Below are 22,068 nucleotides of genomic sequence, written 5' to 3'. Positions count from 1 at the left end.
GATCGGAGGGACAATCCCATGAGCATCATGACCGAAGCCGAAGCCAAGGCCATTCTCGACAAGGTGATCGCCCTGTCGCAGGCCGACGAGTGCACGGCCACCCTGACGGGCAGCGTCGAGGGCAATATCCGCTTCGCCCTGAACAACGTCTCCACGTCCGGGGTCGTGTCGAACATCGACCTGGGCGTCCAGGTGGCGTTCGGCCGTCGCGTCGGTACCGCCTCGATCAACGAGTTCTCCGACGCCGCGCTTGAGCGCGTCGTGCGTCGCGCCGAGGATCTTGCGCGTCTCGCGCCTGAGAACCCGGAATTCATGCCAGCGGTCGAGCGCCAGACCTATCGCCCGACCGAGACCTTCAGCCAGGCGACGGCTGACATCACACCCGAGCAACGGGCCGAGGTGGCGCGCGCCTCGATCGAACCCTGCAAGGCGCAGAACCTGATCGCCGCCGGCTTCCTGCAGGACGGCCAGAGCTTCTTCGCCTCGGCCAACTCCAACGGCAACTTCGGCTATCAACGCTCCACCGAGGCCGACTACACCTGCACCGTGCGCACCGAAGACGGTCGCGGGTCCGGCTGGGTGGCGAAGAACGTGCAGGACATCCGCAGCTTCAACGCTTCGGACGACATCCAGATCGCCATGCGCAAGGCCTCTGCCTCGGCCGAAGCCCAGGCGCTGGAGCCGGGCAAGTACACGGTGATCCTGGAACCGGCGGCGGCCGCCGGCCTGATCAGCTTCATGTTCAATTTCTTCGCCGCGCGTCCTGCGGATGAGGGCCGCAGCTTCCTGTCCAAGGCGGGCGGCGGCAACAAGATCGGCGAGCAGGTCTTCGACCCGCGCGTCAACTTCTATTCCGACCCGGCCGATCCGAACGTGCCCGCCCTGCCGTGGGACGGCGACGGCCTGCCCCGCGAGCGCATTTCCTGGGTTGAGGACGGCAAGATCGCCAACCTGATCTACGGCCGCTACTGGGCCCAGCGTCAGGGCAAGACCCCGACCGCCGGTCCTGGCAACATCATCATGACCGGCGGGACCAAGTCGACCTCGGACCTGGTGCGCGAGACCGAGCGCGGGATCCTGGTCAGCCGGACGTGGTACATCCGCATGGTGGACCCGCAGACGGTGCTGCTGACGGGCCTGACGCGCGACGGCACCTTCTACATCGAGAACGGCGAGCTCCGATATCCGCTGAAGAACTTCCGCTTCAACGAGTCGCCCGTGATCATGCTGAACAACATCGACGAGCTGGGCCGTCCGGTCCGGGTCGGCGACGGCCAGACCATGATGATCCCGCCGATGCGTCTGAGGGACTTCACCTTCACGTCGCTGTCCGACGCCGTCTGACGGATCTCCGCGTGTGTCCCTGAGTACCCTGACACGCGCGGACCTGTTTCGCCTTCTGGCGGGGGGAGCGGCGGCGACGCTGCTCCCCTCTCCCGCGGCGGCCCAGACCACCTACGACTTCTGGTTCACCCGGCTGCGCTATCAGTCGGGCAACTGGGACGTGGACGAGCGCATGCCCGCCAACGTCCTGACCTCGCTGGTCGACTACACCAACCTCCGCGTCGATCCGGAGGAGCGGGTGGTCGATCTGGCGGACCCTGCCATGCTGACCGCCCCCTTCTGCTACATGGCCGGCCACAAGCTGGTGGAGTTCAATCAGGCCGAGGCGAGAAACTTCCGCACCTATGTCGAGAACGGCGGCTTCGTCTTCGTCGACGACTGCAACCACGACATCGACGGACTGTTCGCCCGCACCTTCGAACGCCAGATGGCGGCCCTGTTCGGCGAGGGCGCGCTGGACAAGATTCCCAACGACCACCCGATCTACTCGGCCTTCTTCGACTTTCCCGACGGCCCGCCCAACACCTCGATGGAGCTCAACGGCTGGGGCGACGACCTTGTCCACGACTACCTCAAGGCCATCGTCGTCGATGGCCGGATCGGCGTGCTCTATTCCAACAAGGATTACGGCTGCGAGTGGGATTACGACTGGCGAAACAAGCGCTTCCTCGCCGAAGACAACACCAAGTTCGCCGTCAACATTGTCATCTACGCTCTGACCGCCTGAGAATCCCATGACCACTCCGACCGAAGCCGAGATCAAGGCCAAGCTGGCACAGCTGACCGAGCTGAAGGCCGCCATCGGCCAGGCCGTCGTGGGTCAGAACGAGGTCGTGGAACAACTGCTGGTCGGCCTGCTGGCCGGTGGCCACTGCCTGATCGAAGGCGTGCCGGGACTGGGCAAGACGCTGCTGGTCCGTACGCTGGGCCAGGCCCTGTCGCTGGAGTTTCGCCGCGTCCAGTTCACGCCGGACCTGATGCCGTCGGACATCCTCGGCACCGAAGTCATGGAGGAGGATCACGGCACCGGCCGGCGATCTTTTCGCTTCCAGCTCGGCCCGGTCTTCACCAACCTGCTGCTCGCCGACGAACTAAACCGCACCCCGCCCAAGACCCAGGCGGCCCTGCTGGAAGCCATGCAGGAGCACACCGTCAGCTACGCCGGCACGACCTATCGGCTGGAGGAACCCTTCTTCGTCCTGGCCACCCAGAACCCGCTGGAGCAGGCCGGGACCTATCCCCTGCCCGAGGCCCAGCTGGACCGCTTCCTGCTGAACATCCGCGTCGGCTATCCGACGGCCGAGGAAGAGCGCGCCATCCTGGTCCAGACCACCGGCGCCGGCGCGGGCGCCGTTCCCCAGGTCATGACCGGCGCCGACGTGGTGACGCTGCAAGGCTGGGTGCGACAGGTGCATGTGTCGGATGGGCTGCTGGGCTGGATCACGGCGCTGGTGCGCGCCACCCGGCCGTCGGCGGAAGCGCCCAAGGCCATCGTCGACTACGTTCGCTGGGGCGCAGGCCCTCGCGCCGGTCAGGCCCTGATGCTGGCGGCCAAGGCGCGGGCGCTGGTGCATGGACGGCTGGCGGCGACGCGCGACGACGTGCGGGCGCTGGCCGCCCCCGTGCTGCGCCACCGCATCCTGCTGTCCTTCGCCGCCGAGGCCGAGCGCAAGTCACCCGACGACGTGGTCGCGGCTCTGCTGGCCGCCCTGCCCGCGCCCGGGAGCGACTGAGAGCGGTGTCCCCGCTCGACCTTCCCCCGGACCTGAGGACGCGGCTTCGTCGCCTGTCCATCACGCCGCGCCGCGCGGCCGTGATTGCCTCGGCCGGCCAGCACGCCAGCCGGAACAGGGGCGGTGCCCAGGAGTTTGCCCAGTATCGCGCCTATGAACGCGGCGACGACCTGCGCCAGATCGACTGGAAGCTCTACGCCCGCTCCGACCGCTTCTTCGTGCGCGACGCCGAGCGCGAGAGCCCGGTCACCGTCTGGATCGTGCTGGACGCCAGCGCCTCCATGGCCCAGGCCGACCTGAAGACGCCGACCTGGTCGCGCTTCGACGCGGCCAGACGGCTGGCGGCGGCGCTGGTCGAAATCGCCGTCAACCAAGGCGACCGCTTCGGCCTGGTGGTCGAGACGGCGACGGGGCCGATGGTCGTTCCGCCCGGCGGTGGCGCGCGCCAACGGGACCGCGTTCTGCTGACCATGGCTCCCATCCAGCCTGCCGGGATCGCCCGCTGGGACCGCGACGTCGGCGTCTATGGCGAGCGGTTCGGAAGCACCGACGTGGTTCTGATCCTGTCAGATGGCTTCGACGCCGCCTGCATTGAAACCGCCGAGCGACTGGCCATGTCCGGCCGCGACGTGGCCGTGATCCGGGTCCTGACCGCCGACGAGCGCGACTTCCCCTTCGACCAGGGCTACCGCTTCGTCGATCCGGAAACGGGCGCACAGCTGGTCGGCGACGGTCCAGCGCTGAGGGCCGACTTCCTCAAGCGGTTCGCGGCGGCCCGCGAGGCCCTGTCCGACCGGCTCGACGCCCACGGCGTGCGCCACGCCGAGCACTTCGCCGACCGCCCCGCCGACGAGCCGATCCGCGCCCTGTTCCGTCCCGAGGCCGCGCGATGAGCCCGGCCCTGTTGTTCCCGCTCGGCCTGCTGGCGCTGGTGGCCTTGGCTATTCCACTGGTCATCCACATCGCCCGGCGCACCGAGAGCCGCACGGTCGCCTTCGCCGCCCTCGCCTGGCTGGAAGAACGGCCCAAGCCGCGCCGACGACTGCGGCTGGACGAGCTGTGGCTGCTGGCCGCCCGGCTGCTGGTGCTGACGTTGCTGGCGCTCTGGCTCGCTCAGCCGGTGCTATGGGGCGCGGCGGATACCCGGCCGGTCGTGGCGATCGCCCCCGGCATCGATCCCGCCTCCGTCGAGGTCGACGACGACGCCCGCCGCGTCTGGCTGGCTCCCGGATTTCCCGAGATCGGGGCCGGGCCGGCCCCCGCGCCCACGACCGAACTCGTCAGCCTGATCCGCCAGCTGGACGCCGAACTGCCCGAGGGCGCGCCGCTCCGCATCGTCGCGCCCGCCGTCATCGACGACGCCGACGCCCAGCGCCCGATCCTGACCCGCGAGGTGGACTGGACCCCGGCCCCCCAGACCCGCGCCCCGGCCACTCTCGAAGCGCCCGCCCCGCCCCGACTGACCGTCCGTTTCGACGCCGAGGGCGAGGCAGCCGTCCGCTACCTCCGGGCCGCCGCCACCGCCTGGGCCGACGAGGGCGAAGACTTGGCTTTCGAGGCCGCCGCCGCCGACCGTCCCCTGCCCCGGGAGGCTGGGGCCATCGTCTGGCTGTCGGCTTCGACCCCTCCCCAGGCCGTCATCGACCGGGTTCGACAGGGCGCGGCGATCCTGACCACGGGCGACCTGCGCCTGCCCGTCGACGACGACCTCCGTCCGGTCTGGGTCGATGCCGAGGGCGCTGTGATCGCCTCGGAAGGGCGCATCGGACGCGGTCGCGCGGTCGTCCTGTCCCGCGCCCCGAAGCCTCAGGATCTGCCCGCCCTGCTCGAGCCCGACTTCCCGGACCGCCTGTTGAGCCTGCTCGCCCCGCCGCCCGAGCCGACCCGAGTCGCCGCCGCCGACCACGCGCCCCTGACGGGCGCCGCGCCCTACGACCAGCCGCCGCTCGACCTGCGCCCCTGGCTGGCGCTGCTGATCGCCCTCGTCTTCGCAGGCGAACGCTGGCTGGCCACCCGCCGCGCCCGAGGCCCCGCGCCATGACGGCGATCCCCCTGCTGCTCCAGCCCCAGCGCCGGGCCCAGTGGCGCGCCCTGTTCGACACCCTCGCCGTCGGCCTGCCGGTGGCGATCGTCGCAGGGGCTCTCGGGTGGCGACTGGCGGGGTGGAGCGTCGCGGCCCTACTGGTCCTGCTGACCCTGGGCCTCGTCACCGGCCTCGGCATCTGGCGCGCGCGACGGTTGGACCAAGGCTGGCTGATCCGCTCGCTCGACGCGCGGCTTTCGGCGTTCGAGGACAGCGCCGCCCTGCTGTTCGCGGATGTCCGCGCGCTCGACGGCTTCCGTGCTCTCCAGCGACGCCGCCTTGAGACCCGCGCCGAAGAAGCGGCCCGTCTGGACCTGCGTCCAGACTGGTCCCTACGACCCATCGCCATGGCCTGGGGAGCCGCCCTCATCGTGGCGGTCGCGATTCTGTTCTGGCCTGCCACGCGCAGCGAAAGCAGCGCTCCCGCCGCGTCGGTGCCGACGGCGGCTGCCGGTCCGCCGGTCCTCTCGTCATTCCGCCTGCGTATCGTTCCGCCCGCCTACACCGGCCTGCCTGCCCGCGAGCAGGCGACGCTGGACGCCAGCGTACCCGAGGGCTCGCGTCTGGAATGGACCGTCGGCCTGTCGCCCGCGCCGGCCTCGGCGGCCCTCTCCTTCCCCGAGGCCGCGCCCTTGCCGCTGGTCCGCGCCGGCGAGGCCTGGTTCGCCAGCCGGGTCGCGACCCAGCCCTTCCTCTATCGCGTCGAGGCCCCTGATCTGGCGCGCCAGAGGCTCGGCCGCATCGACGTGGTCGCCGACGCCCCGCCCGCCATCCGCCTGATCGAGCCGGACAGCCAGCTGGTCCAGATCACGCCCGGCCAGACCCGCTGGACCGTCGTCTTCGAGGCGTCCGACGACTACGGCGTCCTGTCGGCCGCCACCCTGCGCATCACCCTGGCCAAGGGCGAGGGCGAAAACGTCACCGTCACCGAGACCACGCGCGGCATCGCCGGAACCGGAGAGGCGCGCCAGCGCCGCTACGCCGTCACCTTCGACCTGGCGCGCGAGGGCATGGAGCCCGCCTCGGACATGATCGTCCAGCTGATCGTGACCGACAACCGGCCGGGCGGCACCCAGAGGGTCGAGGGACCCAGCGTCATCCTGCGCTGGCCGTCGGCGCTCGGGCTGGCGGACGGACTGGACGGCATGGCCCAGTCGGTCCTGCCCGCCTACTTCCGCAGCCAGCGCCAGATCATCATCGACTCCGAGGCCCTGATCGCGGAGCAGCGCCGTCTGGACCGCCCGACCTTCGTCAGCCGCTCCAACGCCCTCGGTGCCGACCAGGCGACGCTGAGGAACCGCTACGGCCAGTTCATGGGCGGGGAGAACGAGCCCGGCGCCATCGCCCTGCCCACCAACGACGCACCCGCCCGACCCGCCCCGCCGCCGCTGCCCACCAACGACGCCCCCGCCTCGACGACAGCGCAGACCCCGGCGCGGACGCCCGCACGGCCTGCCCTTGAGGACGGCCACAGCTACGATGACGGCCACGACCACGGCCCGGCCCCAGAGGGTGGCGGCTTCTTCGGCTCGGCGGTAGATGTGCTCAACGAGTTCGGCCACGCCCATGACACCGGCGACGCGGCGACCCTGTTCGATCCCGGAACGCGCTCGACCCTGTCCCAGGCGCTGGACGCCATGTGGGCCTCGGAGCGGGCGCTGCGTCAGGGCGAGCCCGCCGCCGCCCTGCCCCATGCCTACCGCGCGCTCGACCTGCTGAAGGAAGCTCAGGAAGCGACCCGCATCTTCCTGCGGCGCGTCGGCTCTGATCTGCCGCCGATCGACATGGCGCGCCGCCTGACCGGCGAGAGGGACGACATCGTCGCCGGCGCCCTTGCCCCAGTCCCCGAGCGCGGCCCCGAGACCTCCGCCGTCGCCGCCTGGCGCGCGCTGGAAGAACGACCTGGCCGGCGCCCAGAACTGAACCTCGAAGCCCTCGATTCCTGGGTACGGCAGAACCCCGGCCGTATCGCCGACCCGCTGGCGCTCCGCGCAGCGATAGACACAGTCCGGGCCGAGCCTGGCTGCGCGGACTGCCGCCGCCGCCTGCGCGCCCTCCTTTGGACCGCCATTCAACCTCCCGCCACTGCCGTCGATCGCCGCCCCACGCCGCCCGCACGAGGTCGCCGCTACCTGGACGTCCTGAGATGAGCGGGCCATCCAATCTATCGATCACGATGCTGATCGGCCTCGGCGCGGCACTGGCGATCCTTCGGATCCTTCTGTGGCGGCGTAACGGCCCCGCCGACCAGACTGGCCTGTCATGGCGCCTTCCGACTTTGATCGGTTTGAATCTGATGGCAGCCGCGCTGCTCTATCTGACGCTTGATCCCCCCGATGTCGGCGTTGGCAGCAGCCGTCTGGTGGTGCGGACCGGGGGAGCCACGACGAGGGTGGACCGGCGCGCTGGCGACGTTGTGGTCGCGCTGCCTGAAGCGTCGCCGGACGTGGGCGAACGAGTCCCCGACTTGGCCACCGCGCTACGCCGTCATCCAGAAGTCCGCAGCCTGGTCGTGCTTGGCGCAGGGCTGACAGCCAGAGACCGGTCGACGGTCGATCGACCCGTGACTTTTGATCCGTCGGACCGACCACTCGGTCTGACACGGCTCGTCATGCCCGATCCCGTCTCGCCCGGGGGTGCCTTCATCATCAGTGGTTCGGTCGGAGGCCTTCAGGCTGGCTCAGTGGAACTCGCCGACCCTTCCGGCGCGGTTGTGGATCGCGTCGCCATCCATTCGGGCGCGGAGTTCGTAGTCACAGGCGCGGCGCGCACGGCCGGGTTGGCATTGTTCGACCTGCAACTGAAAGACGCCCAGGGGCGTTTGGTCGAACGTGTCGACGTACCGCTGGAGATACGCGCAGAGCGACCACCCCGCGTCGTGGTCCTGGCCGGTGCCCCGGGGCCAGAGCCACGATTCCTCAGGCGGTGGGCGGATCAGGCAGGGATCGACATATCCCTGCAACTGGGCTTGGGGGCCGGTGTCGAACTGACGGCCCGACCCGCGCCTCTGACCGCCGCGGCCCTGGCGGAAACCGACTTGCTGATCATCGACGAACGCCGCTGGGAGAATCTTGGCAGTGGCGAGCGCGCAGAAATACGGGCAGGTGTCGCAGGCGGAATGGGCCTACTGCTGCGACCCACCGGACCGCTCTCGGAGAGCACACGTCGCGACTGGGCGGCGCTTGGCGCCCCGCTGACGGGCGGCGAGACCCTACGCGCCCTGACGCTCGAGCAGCAGCATGGTTCCGATGGCGAGCAAACCACCGAAAACGAACCACTCGAAAGCGCGCCCGATCTGACCTTGCGCGACTTCGTTCCGGTCGGATCCGGGGCCGCAGTCATGCTCAGCGACGCGGACAGAAACCCGCTCGCCACCTGGCGGCCATATGGTGACGGTCGTGTCGGAGTCTGGGTGGTGGCCGACAGCTACGCCCTGGTTCTGACTGGCCAGCCGGATCGTTACGGTGCTCTGTGGAGCCGCATGTTCTCCGTTCTGGCTCGACCAGATGGGGGGGCGAGCCCCGCACTGGAGGGGATCGCCAGGGCCGGTCAACGGGCAAGCCTGTGCGCCGCGTCCGAGGGGCAGACGGTCATCGGTCCAGATGGAACACGCGCACGGCTTGTTCTGGATCCACGTTCCGGGTCCATTGCCTGCGCTGCGTTCTGGCCGCGCCTGACAGGCTGGTACGCCGTCAGCGATGCTGAGGGCGAGCGAGGCATCGTTTATGTTCATCCTGCGGACGCCACGCCCTCGGTGGTTTCTTCCGAGCTTAGGCAGGCGACGTTAGACTTGGCCCGCTCGGCGCTGCCACACCGAGCGGGGGTGGTTGGAAATCGGACTGGGGGATCGCCATGGCCCTGGTTTCTCGCGTTTGTCGCTATCGCAACGGTGCTTTGGTGGTTGGAGCGCCGACGCCCAAAGGTGCTGTCGTAGAGCAGTGATCTCCAACTGTCATAAGTTGGGGTCAGCCTTTAGGCTGGGCCACGGCAGGGCAGGAGATTGGCATGACCGACGCGCGATCCGCTTGGGGGCGCACGGCGCTGATCGGAGCAACCGGATTCGTTGGAGGGGTCCTGTCGCGCGAGGTGACCTTCGACGCGAGTTATGCTTCGGCCAACATCGACAGCATCGTCGGCGAATCCTTCGACACCGTTATCTGCGCCGGCGCTCCCGCTGCAATGTGGCGCGCCAACGCCGATCCTGAAGGCGATCTCGACAATCTGGGGCGCTTGGTCGACGCCGTGTCCCAGGCCCGGATCAACCAGCTCGTATTGATCTCGACCATCGCCGTGCTCGCGGATCCAGCCGCCGGGGCTGATGAGAGCACGACCGACTTCGAGACCGATCATCCCTATGGCTGCCACCGGCGTTGGCTGGAAACCGCCCTGGTGGATCAATTTCCAACCCTGATCCTGCGCATGCCGGCCCTGTTCGGACCGGGCTTGAAGAAGAACTTTCTATTCGACTTGCGGCATCCTGTGCCGGCATTCCTGAAGCCCGACGGCTTCGTTAGCCTGAGTGAGAGGCTTTCGATCGAAATGGCCAGGACGCTGAGCGCCGTCTACGCTGCCGATGCCGCCACGGGACTGATCACGCTCAATCGCCCTGCCCTCGCGGGTCATCCCGACGGAGCGGCGCTGACCGAGGCGGTGGTCGCCGCCGGGTTTGCCGCGACGGGCTTCACCCACCCCGACAGCCGTTTCCAGTTCTATGACCTCGGAGGTCTAGCCCAAGATATTTCGATCGCACTCGACCTGCATTTGGATGTCCTACACCTCGCCGTAGAGCCTTGGCATGCAGGTAATCTGAGCCGAGAATTGATCGACCACCCGCTTGAGATTTCCACGGCGCCCCTGCGGATCGAGGACATGCGCACACGTCACGCGTCATCCTTTGGGGGCACCGGACCCTACCTGCGGTCGCGCGAGCAGGTACTGACGGCCATTAGGCGCGACTGGGACACGGGGGCTTGGTGATGAAGCTGGCGGTTTCCAACATCGCTTGGCGCGTCGACGAGGCCGATGCCGCGCTTGATCGGCTCGAGGCGCTTGGAGTGCCGGGGCTGGAGATTGCCCCAAGCCTGGCATTCGCAGGGGAAGCCGACCCCTTCCGGCCATCTCCGGCGGCGATCACAGCTTGGCGAGCCGACGTTCAGCGTCGCGGCATGACCCTCGTGTCAATGCAGTCCCTTTTGTTCGGCCAGGCCGAAGCGGCCCTGTTCGGCGACGAGGCTGGGCGTCGCGCTTTCGAAGCGGGGATTGAGGCAGCCATCGACTTGGCGGGTGAACTGGCCTGTCCGAACCTAGTTTTGGGATCTCCGACGGCGCGGCGCATTCCGGCGAACCTCTGCTTGGAGGGTGCCGAGTCCATGGCTCAGGACGTGATTGGCCGGCTGGGCGACCGCTGCCGGTCTGTCGGGGCCACTCTGTCGCTGGAGCCCAATCCAGTCGCCTATGGAACGAATTTCCTGAATACCTTCGCCGAAACTGCCGCCTTCGCCCAAGCGCTCGATCATCCTGCGGTCCGGGTCAATCTGGACATTGGGGCCTCAACGATGAATGGCGAAATGGCGGCAGTCTTGAGCGACCTTACCCAGACCGTCGGCCTGATCGGTCACGTGCACATCAGCGAGCCCAATCTCGTGGCAGCGCCGGCCGATACGGTGGAACTAGCTAGGATTCTGGCGGCGCTTCTCGGTGTGGACCATGACGGCTGGGCCTCCATCGAGATGCGTGCGACGGACGGCGACAACCTCGATCGTCTGAGCGTGTCCGTGGGGCGAGCACAGGCAGCCCTCACGCGAAGCGAAGGTGCCCTAGAATGAGCGTCGAACACCTCGCCTCCTTCTGCATAATCGGAGATCAGGAGGAAAGTTTGCCGGAGGGGTTGACTGAGCTCGTCCGGCGCATCGCTTCTGAAAACCTGCACTACGAGGTGATCCTGGTCGTCGGCGAGTCGCGTCGTCCTGAACTCGTCGCAGCTGGTCGGAGACTGGCAGCCCTGCCGAACCTGCGCACGCTGGTCGTAACGGATGGAACCAACCCTTACCGTCGTCGCCGAATTGCAGCTTCCGAGGCCTTGGGCGACGTGGTCGTACTCACTGATCACGACGAGGCGGGGGCTCTGGACTTGACGGCTTTCGCCCAGGAGGCGTTGACGACCGGCCGGATTGTCATGGGCTCGCGCGCTCGGGCTCGAGCGGCACTGCTTGCGCTGCACGGGCCGTTGCGATTGCTGACGGGCTATCGCGTTGACACCCGCGACTTGCGCACCCTGGCTCTGCCTCGAACCAGTCTGACGCGACTTCTGGCACGTCCCACGGCCGGGCTTGACCTGCGTTTCGAACCCAAGCGCACGCCAGAACGCTATGTGCGCAAGGTCGTCGAAGATGGCCGCCTGACCGACCGGCTGCTGCGTGGGCGCCGCATCGACCTGCTGGCCGAATTGGTTTCCGCATCCGGACCCCGGTTCCTAAAGGGGTTTGCCGTGTTGGCCCTTTTCACGCTGACGGCCGCGGTCGGCTACGCCGTCTACGCGATTGGCGCCCTGTTGCTTCTAGACGACCTTCAGCCCGGATGGTTCACGATCTCAATGGTGCTCAGCGGATTGATGGCCTTTCTTTCTATGTGGGCGACGATCGGATGTCTGGCGCAGGCTCACATTCTGGAACGGCTTGACAGTCGTCATCGGGACGAAATCATCGAGGAAATGGGTGCGATCAGCTTCTTCCGGGACGCTGATCCATTGAATGTCGCCATCGACGACTCGTCCGACGATGGGACGCGGCCATGATAGCAACCGGCGACTTCTCTCGAAGCGGCTGGAGCATTCCCGATTTCGACGTCGATGTTCTGCACGAACGCCGCACACCCTACGTTGTGGTCATACCGGTGCTGAATGAGGGCGACCGCCTTCACCGGCAACTGACCCGCATGATGGCACTGAGCCTGCACCACACGGCGGACATCATCATCGCCGACGGCGGATCGACCGACGGCTCAACCGATCCACAAGGGCTTTTGGCGCTGGGCGTGCGCGCCCGTCTGACCAAACGAGGCCCCGGCGCTCTGTCAGCCCAACTCCGCTGCGCCTACGCCTGGGCTCTCCAGGAAGGCTATGACGGCATGGTCACCATCGACGGCAATGGCAAGGACGGAGTGGAGACCTTGCCTCAGTTTCTTACCGCGCTCGACGATGGCTACGGCTACGTCCAGGCCTCGCGGTTCATTCGCGGCGGGCATCACGAAAATACGCCGTGGCTGCGCGCGCTGGCAATCCGGCTGATCCATGCGCCGTTGCTCAGCCTGGCGGCCGGACATTGGCTGACCGATACGACGCAGGGTTACCGGGCCTATTCGCGCGACTACCTGCTGGACCGGCGCGTCCAGCCGTTCCGGGACGTGTTCGTGCGCTATGAACTCCTGGCCTATCTGACGGTACGGGCGTCTCAGCTCGGCTACCGGGTGCGGGAGATTGCTACTTCCCGCGTTTACCCAAGAGGTGAGGCCATCCCGACCAAAATCCGGGGCTTTAGCCCTCTGATCGATCTGCTGGTCATTCTGTGGCGCACCGTTACCCGCGCCTACCATCCAAAGTCCGACCCAAGATGAGCCGCCCGGCTTGGGATGCTGTGGTCATCGGCGGCGGCTTCTTCGGCTGCTGCCTGGCTTTGACGCTGCGAACGGCTTGCGATCGGGTTCTGCTTCTGGAACGCGAGACCACAGTTCTGACCCGAGCCTCGCGGGTCAATCAGGCGCGGGTGCATACCGGTTTCCACTATCCCCGCAGCATGGTCACTGCGCGCCGGTCGCGGGCTCTACAAGCCCGGTTCGTCGCGGCGTTTCCACAAGCGATCGTGAGCGATTTCCGCATGCTCTATGCCGTGGCCCGGCATCGCTCAAAGGTCACCGCCTCGCGCTTTTCCGCCTTGTTCCGCGCGCTAGACGCCCCCTTCACCGAGGCCAGCCGCACCGATGCCGCCCTGTTCGACAGCGATCACATTGAGGCGGTCTATGCCTGTCAGGAGTTCGCCTTCGACTGGCGAGCCTTGCGCGAGTCGCTTGCCCAGCGACTGGATGCCGCTGGCGTCTTCGTGCGAACCGGACTGGAGGCTCGCCAGGTCACCAACCGGGAAAACGGCATCCGCATCGAAACGGTCGACGAAGACTTCAATGCGGATGCTGTGTTCAATGTCACCTACGCTGGACTGAACGATTTGGCGCTGACGTCCGGCCTTCAGGGGTTGAGGATCAAGCACGAATGGGCCGAGGTGGCGCTGGTCACGCCGCCACCGGACTTGGCAGGTCACGCTGTCACCGTGATGGATGGACCCTTCTTCTCGACGATGCCCTATCCAGCCGAAGGCCTGCATTCGCCGACGCATGTCCGTTACACACCCCACGCCGCATGGACCGACGATCGCCTCGGCCCCACGCGGTCGATCGCCGAGGCGATGCCGCGTCGGTCACGGGCGCGCGAGATGATCGTCGATGCGGCCCGCTACCTGCCCTGCATGATCGAGGCGCGGCATGAGCGGTCCCTGTGGGAGGTCAAGACGGTGCGGACGCAGAACGAGATCGACGACGCCCGCCCGATCCTGATCCATCGCCACGCCGATTGCCCTCGTATGGTCAGCATTCTGGGGGCCAAGCTCGACAACGTGTTTGACCTCTTGGAAGCGCTGCCCGCGATCGACACCCGGTGGCGAGATGTCCGGCCGGAGGCGGTGTTCGCATGAAGCGGAACGCGCGCTACATGGCGGTGGTCGTTGTCGGCTTCGGCATCGATCTTGGGCTGGCGCTGGTTCTGAACCGTTGGGTCGGGCTGGACCTGAAGCTCGCGGCCGCGGGCGGATTCGTCGCCGCGCTGATCGCCAACTACCTCCTCTTCGAGACGTGGGTCTTCCGAGCCAACAACAGCCGCCTATCCGTGCTCCGTCTCATGGCCACGGCCGCGTCGGCGCTGATTGCCCTCGGTATTCGCCTCGCCGCGATCACCGGTCTGACCCGGTGGATCAGTCCCTCAGATGCGCTGACGGCCGCCGCGATCCTCGTCGCGGCGGCCGCCCTGTCTCTGCTGGTCAACTGGGCGCTGGTCTCGCGGATCTTCAACCGCGAGACCGAAGCGCGCTAGGCCTCAGGACGCCGGAGTGGTCGCCGTTTCGGCCGCCAGCTTCTTCTTCGCCCTGCCCCGACCAAATCGCCAGACGGCGAAGGCGATCGCCCCGCCTACCACCAGGATGATCGCCGTCAGGACCGGGCGGAAGGCGAACCAGGCGATGGCGATGGTCACCGTGCCCACCAGCAGGCCCAGCACGAAGCCGATCAGACCGGTCCCCATCCGCACGATCGTCCCTGCCAGCGGCAGGACATCGGCCAAAACACCCAACGGCGCCAGGATCAGGCCGAAGCCGACCATCAGCAGGATCACTCCGCCCACACGGATGGCCCAGGCGATGAAGGTGTTGGCATCCTGGGCCGACTGGAACATGTCGGCGGCCGGCGTGTTCCCTGCGGCTACCATCAGGATTTCGGTGCCGTTGCGAGTCCGGTAGGGCAGGAAGCCGTCGCCATTCTGGCGAGCGACGATGCTGGTCTCGGCCGCCGGAGTGACCTGATAGGACACGCGCGTGTCGCCAACGACCGGCGTCTGCGGATTGGCGCCGATGTAGATCTGGTTGTTCGCGACGGTCAGGGTGCGGCCCTGGCCGGCGGCGGCCTGGATGGCCTCGGCCTGTTCGGGACCCAGCGGCAGGGTCTGCGCCCCGTCCATCTGGCTGAGGACGTTTTCCTCCAGGCGGAAATCGCCCAGGGTCGCGTCGGTCGCATAGACGGTCGAACCTTCCAGGGTCATGGCGGGGTTCTCGTGGCCGGCCTGGGTCTGGAAGCCGCTGGAGTCGATCGGCGTCGAGGACCAGACCTTGGTGTAGGTATAGGTCGTCACTGTCTCCTGACCGCCACCCAGCTTGGTGCGGGTCTCGGAGGAGGACTCCTCCTGCCACTGATACATCTCGACCTGACGATCCAGGCGCACGCCCGTGGCGGTGACGCCGAACTGGTCGTCGGTCAGAGGCGCGGTCACGGCGACGTCGCCGACGACGTGAACCAGCTGCTGGTCCTTGGCAGGGTCGATCGGCGAGGCCTCGGCCTCGACCACCAGACCCGCGCCCTCGTTCAGGCCCTTCTCGACCTTGATGGCGTTGCCCTCGTTCCACGCCAGGCCCCAGACGCAGGCGAAGATCAGGACGATGCCGACGATGACGCCGGTGAAGGCCGAGCCGACCCGGCTGAACCAGGACGTATTGGTGGTGACTGTGGTTTGATCAGGCATGCAGCTCCCCCCAGAGCGAATCGGTCGCGTCGTCCCTGCGACGGGCGAACGGCCCATATATCACTGGTCGCGCGTCGCTCCAGCGCGTTGACGCTGACCGGACCTGACGGTCAGACGCCGCGCCAGTCGCGCCACCACCGGACGAACCGCTCCAGTCCCTCGGCCAGCTCGACCTTGGGCGCATAGCCGGTCAGGGCGTTCAGCCTGGAGATGTCGGCGTAGGTCGCGGTAACGTCGCCGGGCTGCATGGGGCGCATGACCTTGACGGCCTCACGACCGAGCAGACGCTCCAGGGTGGCGATCATGTCCATCAGGCCGACAGGGTGGCTGTCGCCGATGTTGTAGACCTCGTGGCCACCGCGCGCCGGAGGGCGATCCAGCACCCCGACGACGCCGTCGACGATGTCGTCGACGTAGGTGAAGTCCCGCGCCATGCGGCCTTCGCCGAACACCTCTATCGGCCGACCGGCCATGATCGCCTCGGTGAAGCCGAAGTAGGCCATGTCGGGTCGGCCCATCGGCCCATAGACGGTGAAGAAGCGGAGGCCCGACTGCGGAAAGCCGTAGAGCGAGGCGTAGCTCTGGCTCAGCAGTTCGCAGGACCGTTTGGTCGCGGCGTAGAGCGAGACCGGGCTGACGGTCGGATCGTCCTCCCGGAACCCCTGCCCCGTCAGCGGCCGGTCGCCGTAGACGGAACTGGACGAGGCGTAGATCAGGTGCTCGACCTCGGCGTGGCGGCACGCCTCCAGCACCGCCAGATGGCCCGCGAGGTTGGACCGCTGGTAGGCGAAGGGGTTCTCCAGCGAGTAGCGAACCCCGGCCTGAGCGGCGAGGTGGACGACCCGGCGCACGCCCTCGGAGCGCACGATCCCCGCGATCAGATCGGGATCGGCGATGTCACCGCGCGCCATGCGAAAGCCCGGGTGGGCCTCCAGCCTGTTGGCGCGGAGGTCCTTCAGCGCCGGATCGTAGTAGGCATTGAAGTCGTCGACGCCGATGACCGTCTCGCCACGCAGCAGCAGCCGCTCGGCCACATGCATGCCGACAAAGCCGGCGGCCCCGGTGACGAGGACTGGGCCGCCCGTCACGGCTTGCCGACGCCGACGTAGTCGAAGCCGTCGTTGCGGGCCTGATGCGGGCGATAGATGTTGCGCAGGTCGACCAGCAGAGGCCGGCGCATAAGCGTCTTCATCCGCTTCAGGTCCAGAGCGCGGAACTGGTCCCACTCGGTCAGGATGACCAGGATGTCGGCCCCCTCGACGGCCTGATAGGGGCCATCGGCGAAGTGGACGTCGCTGAGCAGATGGCGGGCCTCGGCCATGCCCTCGGGATCGAACGCCCGCACCATCGCGCCCATGCGCTGAAGCTCGGGAATGATCGACAGGCTGGGGCTATCGCGCATGTCGTCGGTGTTCGGCTTGAACGTCAGACCCAGGATGGCGACCGTCTGGCCCGCGATGTCGCCGCCGGCCGCGCGGCGGATCTTCTCGGCCATGGCCAGCTTCCTCGCGTCATTGACCTCCACCGTCGTCTCGATCAGGCGGACGGGGGCCTCGTACTGCTGGGCGGTGCGAACGAGGGCGATGGTATCCTTCGGGAAGCAGGAGCCGCCATAGCCAGGGCCGGGGTTCAGGAATTTGGAGCCGATGCGGCCGTCCAGACCGATGCCCTTGGCGACCTGCTGCACGTCGGCGCCGACCTTTTCGCACAGGTCGGCGATCTCGTTGATGAAGGTGATCTTCATCGCCAGGAAGGCGTTACCGGCGTACTTGATGAGCTCCGACGTCCGGCGCGAGGTGTAGACCACCGGGAACTCGTTTAGGCTCAGCGGGCGGTACAGCTCTGCCATCACCTCGCGGGCGCGGTCGTGCTCCACGCCGATGACGACGCGGTCGGGGCGCTTGAAGTCCTCGATGGCGGCGCCTTCGCGCAGGAATTCGGGGTTGGAGACCACCGCGAACTGGGCGTCCGGATTGGTCCGACGAATGATGGCGTCGACCTCATCGCCGGTGCCGACCGGGACGGTCGACTTGGTCACCACGACGGTGAAGCCCTCGATCAGGCCGGCGATCTCTTCGGCGGCCGCATAGACGTAGGACAGGTCGGCGTGGCCGTCGCCGCGCCGCGTCGGCGTGCCCACGGCGATGAAGACCACCTCAGCGTTGCGGATCGCCTCGGCCCCGTCGACGGCGAAGGACAGGCGGCCCGCCCTGACGTTGTTGGCGACCAGCTCGTCCAGACCCGGCTCGAAGATCGGGATCTCCCCCCGGTTCAGCCGCTCGATCTTGGACGGGTCCTTGTCGACGCAGACGACCTCGTGCCCGAAGTCGGCGAAGCAGGCGCCCGAGACCAGGCCGACATAGCCCGTGCCGATCATGGTGACGCGCATGTAGACCCCTTCGCGACCGTTCCCGCTGCACGCCATAGCCCAGCGGCGCGGCTTCGCAACCCATCAAATGAAACGGTCGTCCGTCCGTTAAGCTTGTTCGATTACCGGACCTTGAGAGCGGGCGGGGCATGGTCGGGCATGGCCGACGCCGCCCATGCCCTGACCGACGCGATCCTCGCCGACGACCGCCGCACCGAACCGCGCCGCCCGTTCCGCAAGGCGCGGCGTTCGCGCGAGCGCGTGCGGCTGCTGGGTCAGACCGTCGATCTGGTGCGGCCGGAAGAGGTTCTGCACCACGTCGAGACCTGGATCGCCGAAGGCCGGAAGGCCGTCGTCGCCAACCACAATCTGAACTCTCTGGCCCTGCTGCGGAAGCATCCGGAGCTTCAGGGCTTCTTCGACCGCGCCGATCTGGTGGAGGTGGATTCCACCCCCCTGATCCACTTCGCCAAGATGCTAGGCCTGCACGGGCGGGCGTTTCACCGCTGCACCTATCTGGACTGGCGCGAGCATTTCTGGAGCCTGACCAACCGTAACGGCTGGCGGGTCATGTATGTCGGCGGCGCGCCGGACGTGGTCGAGACCGCGCGGCTGCGGCTGAGCCAGTTGCACCCGCGAGCCAGCATCGCCGTCCGGGACGGCTACTTCGACGCCGCGCCCGGTTCGACCGAGAATGCGGCGGTGGTCGAGCAGGTCCGCGCCTTCGCGCCCGACATCCTGTTCGTCGGCATGGGCATGCCGAGGCAAGAGCTGTGGATCCTGAACAATCTCGAGGCCCTGCCGAACTGCGTGATCTTCTCGGTCGGCGCGGCCTTCGACTATGAGGCGGGCGCCCAGGCCGAGGCGCCCCGCTGGATGGGGCGATGGGGCGTCGAGTGGCTGTTCCGCCTTGTGCACGACCCTAAGCGGCTAGCGCGGCGCTACCTGATCGAGCCGTGGAGCCTGTCGGGTCTGATCGCCAGGGACATCGTCACGGCGGTCCGGACGCGGATGGGCCGTCAGGCGGACAGCGACCGGGTCGAGAGCGACACCCGCTCGCCGCGTCCCGCCGCCTGAAGCAGGCTGCGCGTCTCGCCTTCCAGCCTCACCGCCGACAGGACACCGGTCGCATAGGCGCCGGTGTCGATGCCGATCCGACGCGCGTCGGATACCACCTCGTCGGCGGGCGTGTGGCCGTGGACGACGACCTTTTCGAACGGCGCGGGGTGGTCGAGAAACTCCTGACGCACCCACATCAGGTCGTCGGGCGACTGGGCGTCCAGCGCGACGCCTGGCCGCGCCCCAGCATGGGCGAAGAAGTAGTCGCCGACGGCGACGCTGTGGCCCTGGCTGCGCAGCAGACGCAGATGGCTGTCCGGCAGGGCGGCCCGCAGGGCCTGCGACGCCTCGGCCCATCCCTCCGGGTCGCCGCGCATGGCCGGCGGGACCACGCCATAGCTCATCAGACACTCGCGCCCGCCGTAATCGCACCAGCCGGGTCCCAACGACGGATCGTCGAGGAAGGCCTCCATCCGATCCTCGTGATTGCCACGCAGGCAGTGGACCTCCAGCGAGGGATCGGCGGCGACCTCGACCACCTGATCCAGCACACCCCGGCTGTCCGGACCGCGATCCACATGGTCGCCGAGAAGGACCAGCACGCGCCGCGCGGCTGTGCTGGCTGCGAGATCGTCCCGGATCGCCGTGATCAGAGGCCCCGACAGGTCCGAGCGACCGTGGATATCGCCGACCGCCCAGACGACGCAGTCGTCAGGCGTCCGCGCGGGCCCCTTCCGGGCGGCTTTGCTGAACAGGCGGGAGAACATCGCTCCGTCTTCGCCCGCCCGCGCGCCGGGTTCAAGCCGGGGTAAGCCTGAGAGTCGCCGGCTGTCCCGCCTGGGCCGAGGCCGACAGCCAGACGTCGAACAGGCCGGGCTCGACCGTCGGCCGCCCTTCGGCCCCGATGAACTCCAGCTGCGAGCGACGCAGGGTGAAGCGAACGGTCTGCGTCTCACCCGCGCCCAGGGACACCTTGCGGATATCGCGCAGGCGGCGGCCCGGCTGGGTCAGGCTGGCGACGCGGTCACGGATGTAGAGCTGGACCGTCTCCTCGACCGGGCGGCTGCCCGCGTTGGTGACCTCGACCCACAGCTCGACCTCGCCGTTCCACGCGAGCGTCGCCTCACCGGGCGTGACGGCGCCGTAGCGGACGTCGCCGTAGGTCAGGCCGTGACCGAAGGGATAGAGCGCCGTGTTGGTCGTCTCGCGATAGCGCGCCACATATTCCTGGCTGGCCAGGCTGTTATCGGCGGGACGGCCGGTGGTCTTGTGGTCGTAGCTATAGGGCTGCTGGCCCGAGCGGTGCGGGAAGCTGACCGGCAGGCGGCCGGACGGCGAAACCTGGCCGAACACCACGTCGGCGACGGCATGGCCCATCTCGCCGCCCAGGAACCAGGTGACGAGGATGGCGTCCGCATCCTTGACCGCGCCGGACAGCTCCAGCGCCCGGCCGTTGCGCAGCAGCACCACGACCGGCTTGCCGAGCGCGGCGACGGCCTCGGCCAGGGCGCGCTGAGGCGCGGGCACGTCGATCTCGGTGCGCGACTGGGCCTCGCCCGACATGCGCGTGCTTTCGCCCAGCGCCAGGACGACGATGTCGGCATCGCGCGCGGCGGCGACGGCGGCGTCGATGCCGCCTTCCAGCGGCGCCTCGACGTCCGAACCCCTGGCCACGGTCAGCAGGGAGGCGTCGGCCATGGCCGCGCGGAAGCCGGCCTCCAGCGAGATGCGGCGGCTTTCGTCGCCCCAGATGGTCCAGGGGCCGAAGACGTTGTCGACGTCGTCGGCGAACGGCCCGATCAGGGCGATCCTCTGGCCCGAAGGCTTGAGCGGCAGGACGCCCCCGTTCTTCAGCAGCACGATGGACTTGACCCCTGCCTCGCGGGCCAGGTCGCGGTGCTCCTGAGAGCCGACGATGAGGCGCTCCCGTTCCGGATCGCAGCCGCGATAGGGGTCGTCGAACAGGCCCAGCGCCGCCTTGGTGGTCAGGACCCGGCGCACCGCTTCGTCCACGCGGGCCATGGGCACGTCGCCCTTCTCGACCAGGTCGGGGATGTGCTCCAGGAAGATGCCGGACACCATCGACATGTCGATCCCCGCCATCAGGGCGATGCGGGCAGCGTCGCGACCGTCCTCGGCGAAGCCGTGGGCGATCAGCTCCTGCTCGGAGGTGTAGTCGGAAACGACGAAGCCCTCGAAGCCCCACTCCTCGCGCAAGATCTGGGTCAGCAGATAGCGGTTGCCCGAGGCCGGCACGCCGTTCAGATCGTTGAAACCGCTCATGACCGAAAGCGCCCCGGCCTCGAAGGCGGCCTGGAACGGCGGCAGATAGACGCCGCGCAGCGTCACGTCGGACATGTCGGTGGTGTTGTACTCCATCCCGCCCTCGGCGGCGGAATAGGCGGCGAAGTGCTTGGGCGTGGCCAGAAGGGCGTCGCGGTCGGCCAGACCCCGCTCGCCCTGGAAGCCGCGCGTGCGGGCGGCGGCCAGGACCTCGTTCAGCCAGACATCCTCGCCCGCGCCCTCAACGACCCGGCCCCAGCGTTGGTCGCGGGCCACGTCGACCATGGGGGCATAGGTCTGGTGCACGCCGGACGCCGCGCCCTCCAGCGCCGCCGCGCGAGCGGTGCGATAGGCCAGGTCCGGATCGAAGGCGGCGGCCTCGGCGAGCGGCACCGGGAACACCGTCTTCAGCCCGTGGATGATGTCGGCGGCGAACAGCAGGGGGATGCCCAGCCGGGTCTCCTCAACCGCGATCCGCTGGATGCGGCGGCCGGCCTCGGCGCCGATGCCGTTGAACAGATTGCCGACCTTGCCCTCGCGGATGAGGGCGGTGACGCGCGCGGGGTCGCCCTGCCCGTCCAGCGGATTGACGTTCTGGGGCCGGAAGCGGAACGGGTCGCCGACGAGGTTCAGCTGACCCGCCTTCTCGACGATCGTCATGCGCGCGATGAGCGCCTCAATGCGCTCGGCATGAGAGGCGACGCGGGCTCGGGTCTGGCTGGCGCTCATCAGCATGCTAGCGCCCACGGCGGCCGCGCCCATCAGGACGCTGCGACGGCAGGGAAGACGGGACACGAATACGCGGACCTCCAAAACGGGAGTGTAACCGCTTACAACCCACGCTCGCTCCTGTCAGCCCGCAGAATCA

At 68.1% G+C, this 22,068-nt stretch carries 19 protein-coding genes; 14 read left to right on the top strand and 5 right to left on the bottom strand.

Annotated elements, in window-relative coordinates:
* The first annotated feature begins 18 nt into the window (after window positions 1-18).
* The 13 genes from Q333_RS0100400 (at window position 19) to Q333_RS0100340 (ending at window position 14,293) form a co-directional block, all read left to right on the top strand.
* A complete protein-coding gene (locus Q333_RS0100400) occupies window positions 19-1,344 on the top strand; it encodes a TldD/PmbA family protein (protein ID WP_029414766.1) in 1,326 nt (441 codons plus the stop codon).
* Between the two features lie 13 nt (window positions 1,345-1,357).
* Window positions 1,358-2,071, top strand: a complete 714-nt coding sequence (locus Q333_RS0100395) for a DUF4159 domain-containing protein (protein WP_157072320.1) — start codon at window positions 1,358-1,360, stop codon at window positions 2,069-2,071.
* Between the two features lie 7 nt (window positions 2,072-2,078).
* Entirely contained in the window at window positions 2,079-3,077 is a 999-nt protein-coding gene (locus Q333_RS0100390) for an AAA family ATPase (protein ID WP_029414764.1), read from the top strand.
* 5 nt (window positions 3,078-3,082) lie between these two features.
* Window positions 3,083-3,970 carry a DUF58 domain-containing protein gene (locus tag Q333_RS0100385; RefSeq protein ID WP_035293426.1) on the top strand — a complete coding sequence of 296 codons (888 nt, stop codon included), beginning with the start codon at window positions 3,083-3,085 and terminating at the stop codon, window positions 3,968-3,970.
* A complete protein-coding gene (locus Q333_RS0100380; RefSeq protein ID WP_029414762.1) occupies window positions 3,967-5,118 on the top strand; it encodes a BatA domain-containing protein in 1,152 nt (383 codons plus the stop codon). Before Q333_RS0100385 ends, Q333_RS0100380 begins: the two co-directional genes overlap by 4 nt.
* Entirely contained in the window at window positions 5,115-7,310 is a 2,196-nt protein-coding gene (locus Q333_RS0100375) for a DUF4175 family protein (protein ID WP_029414761.1), read from the top strand. Before Q333_RS0100380 ends, Q333_RS0100375 begins: the two co-directional genes overlap by 4 nt.
* Window positions 7,307-9,094 carry a hypothetical protein gene (locus Q333_RS0100370; RefSeq protein ID WP_029414760.1) on the top strand — a complete coding sequence of 596 codons (1,788 nt, stop codon included), beginning with the start codon at window positions 7,307-7,309 and terminating at the stop codon, window positions 9,092-9,094. Before Q333_RS0100375 ends, Q333_RS0100370 begins: the two co-directional genes overlap by 4 nt.
* 71 nt (window positions 9,095-9,165) lie before the next feature.
* A complete protein-coding gene (locus Q333_RS0100365) occupies window positions 9,166-10,137 on the top strand; it encodes an NAD-dependent epimerase/dehydratase family protein (protein WP_029414759.1) in 972 nt (323 codons plus the stop codon).
* Entirely contained in the window at window positions 10,137-10,985 is an 849-nt protein-coding gene (locus tag Q333_RS0100360; RefSeq protein ID WP_029414758.1) for a sugar phosphate isomerase/epimerase family protein, read from the top strand. Before Q333_RS0100365 ends, Q333_RS0100360 begins: the two co-directional genes overlap by 1 nt.
* Window positions 10,982-11,953 carry a hypothetical protein gene (locus Q333_RS0100355; protein WP_029414757.1) on the top strand — a complete coding sequence of 324 codons (972 nt, stop codon included), beginning with the start codon at window positions 10,982-10,984 and terminating at the stop codon, window positions 11,951-11,953. The genes Q333_RS0100360 and Q333_RS0100355 overlap by 4 nt, the downstream gene beginning before the upstream one ends.
* On the top strand, window positions 11,950-12,771 hold the full coding sequence (locus Q333_RS0100350; RefSeq protein WP_029414756.1) for a glycosyltransferase family 2 protein: 822 nt from the start codon (window positions 11,950-11,952) through the stop codon (window positions 12,769-12,771). Before Q333_RS0100355 ends, Q333_RS0100350 begins: the two co-directional genes overlap by 4 nt.
* A complete protein-coding gene (locus tag Q333_RS0100345; RefSeq protein ID WP_084175559.1) occupies window positions 12,768-13,898 on the top strand; it encodes an FAD-dependent oxidoreductase in 1,131 nt (376 codons plus the stop codon). Before Q333_RS0100350 ends, Q333_RS0100345 begins: the two co-directional genes overlap by 4 nt.
* On the top strand, window positions 13,895-14,293 hold the full coding sequence (locus Q333_RS0100340; RefSeq protein ID WP_029414754.1) for a GtrA family protein: 399 nt from the start codon (window positions 13,895-13,897) through the stop codon (window positions 14,291-14,293). The genes Q333_RS0100345 and Q333_RS0100340 overlap by 4 nt, the downstream gene beginning before the upstream one ends.
* A gap of 3 nt (window positions 14,294-14,296) precedes the next feature.
* Here the strand turns inward: Q333_RS0100340 and Q333_RS0100335 are convergent, their stop codons facing one another.
* The 3 genes from Q333_RS0100335 to Q333_RS0100325 form a co-directional block, all read right to left on the bottom strand.
* Window positions 14,297-15,490, bottom strand: a complete 1,194-nt coding sequence (locus Q333_RS0100335; protein WP_029414753.1) for a TMEM43 family protein — start codon at window positions 15,488-15,490, stop codon at window positions 14,297-14,299.
* Between the two features lie 110 nt (window positions 15,491-15,600).
* Window positions 15,601-16,578, bottom strand: a complete 978-nt coding sequence (locus Q333_RS0100330; RefSeq protein ID WP_029414752.1) for an NAD-dependent epimerase/dehydratase family protein — start codon at window positions 16,576-16,578, stop codon at window positions 15,601-15,603.
* Window positions 16,575-17,879, bottom strand: coding sequence for a UDP-glucose dehydrogenase family protein (locus tag Q333_RS0100325; protein WP_029414751.1), 1,305 nt, complete (start codon window positions 17,877-17,879; stop codon window positions 16,575-16,577). Before Q333_RS0100325 ends, Q333_RS0100330 begins: the two co-directional genes overlap by 4 nt.
* Before the next feature lie 138 nt (window positions 17,880-18,017).
* Here Q333_RS0100325 and Q333_RS0100320 point away from each other — a divergent pair, with 138 nt between their 5' ends.
* Window positions 18,018-18,935, top strand: a complete 918-nt coding sequence (locus Q333_RS0100320) for a WecB/TagA/CpsF family glycosyltransferase (RefSeq protein WP_029414750.1) — start codon at window positions 18,018-18,020, stop codon at window positions 18,933-18,935.
* Here Q333_RS0100320 and Q333_RS0100315 read toward each other — a convergent pair.
* Window positions 18,878-19,684, bottom strand: a complete 807-nt coding sequence (locus tag Q333_RS0100315) for a metallophosphoesterase family protein (RefSeq protein WP_035293424.1) — start codon at window positions 19,682-19,684, stop codon at window positions 18,878-18,880. The two genes, Q333_RS0100320 and Q333_RS0100315, sit on opposite strands and share 58 nt — an antisense overlap.
* A 31-nt stretch (window positions 19,685-19,715) precedes the next feature.
* On the bottom strand, window positions 19,716-21,935 hold the full coding sequence (locus Q333_RS0100310) for a glycoside hydrolase family 3 N-terminal domain-containing protein (RefSeq protein WP_407059705.1): 2,220 nt from the start codon (window positions 21,933-21,935) through the stop codon (window positions 19,716-19,718).
* Window positions 21,936-22,068 lie beyond the last annotated feature (133 nt).

Origin of the sequence: Brevundimonas bacteroides DSM 4726 (genome assembly GCF_000701445.1) — a bacterium.
Lineage (GTDB): Bacteria > Pseudomonadota > Alphaproteobacteria > Caulobacterales > Caulobacteraceae > Brevundimonas > Brevundimonas bacteroides.
The sequence above is the reverse complement of the archived record's forward strand: the minus strand, read 5'-3'. Positions and strand labels throughout refer to the sequence as shown.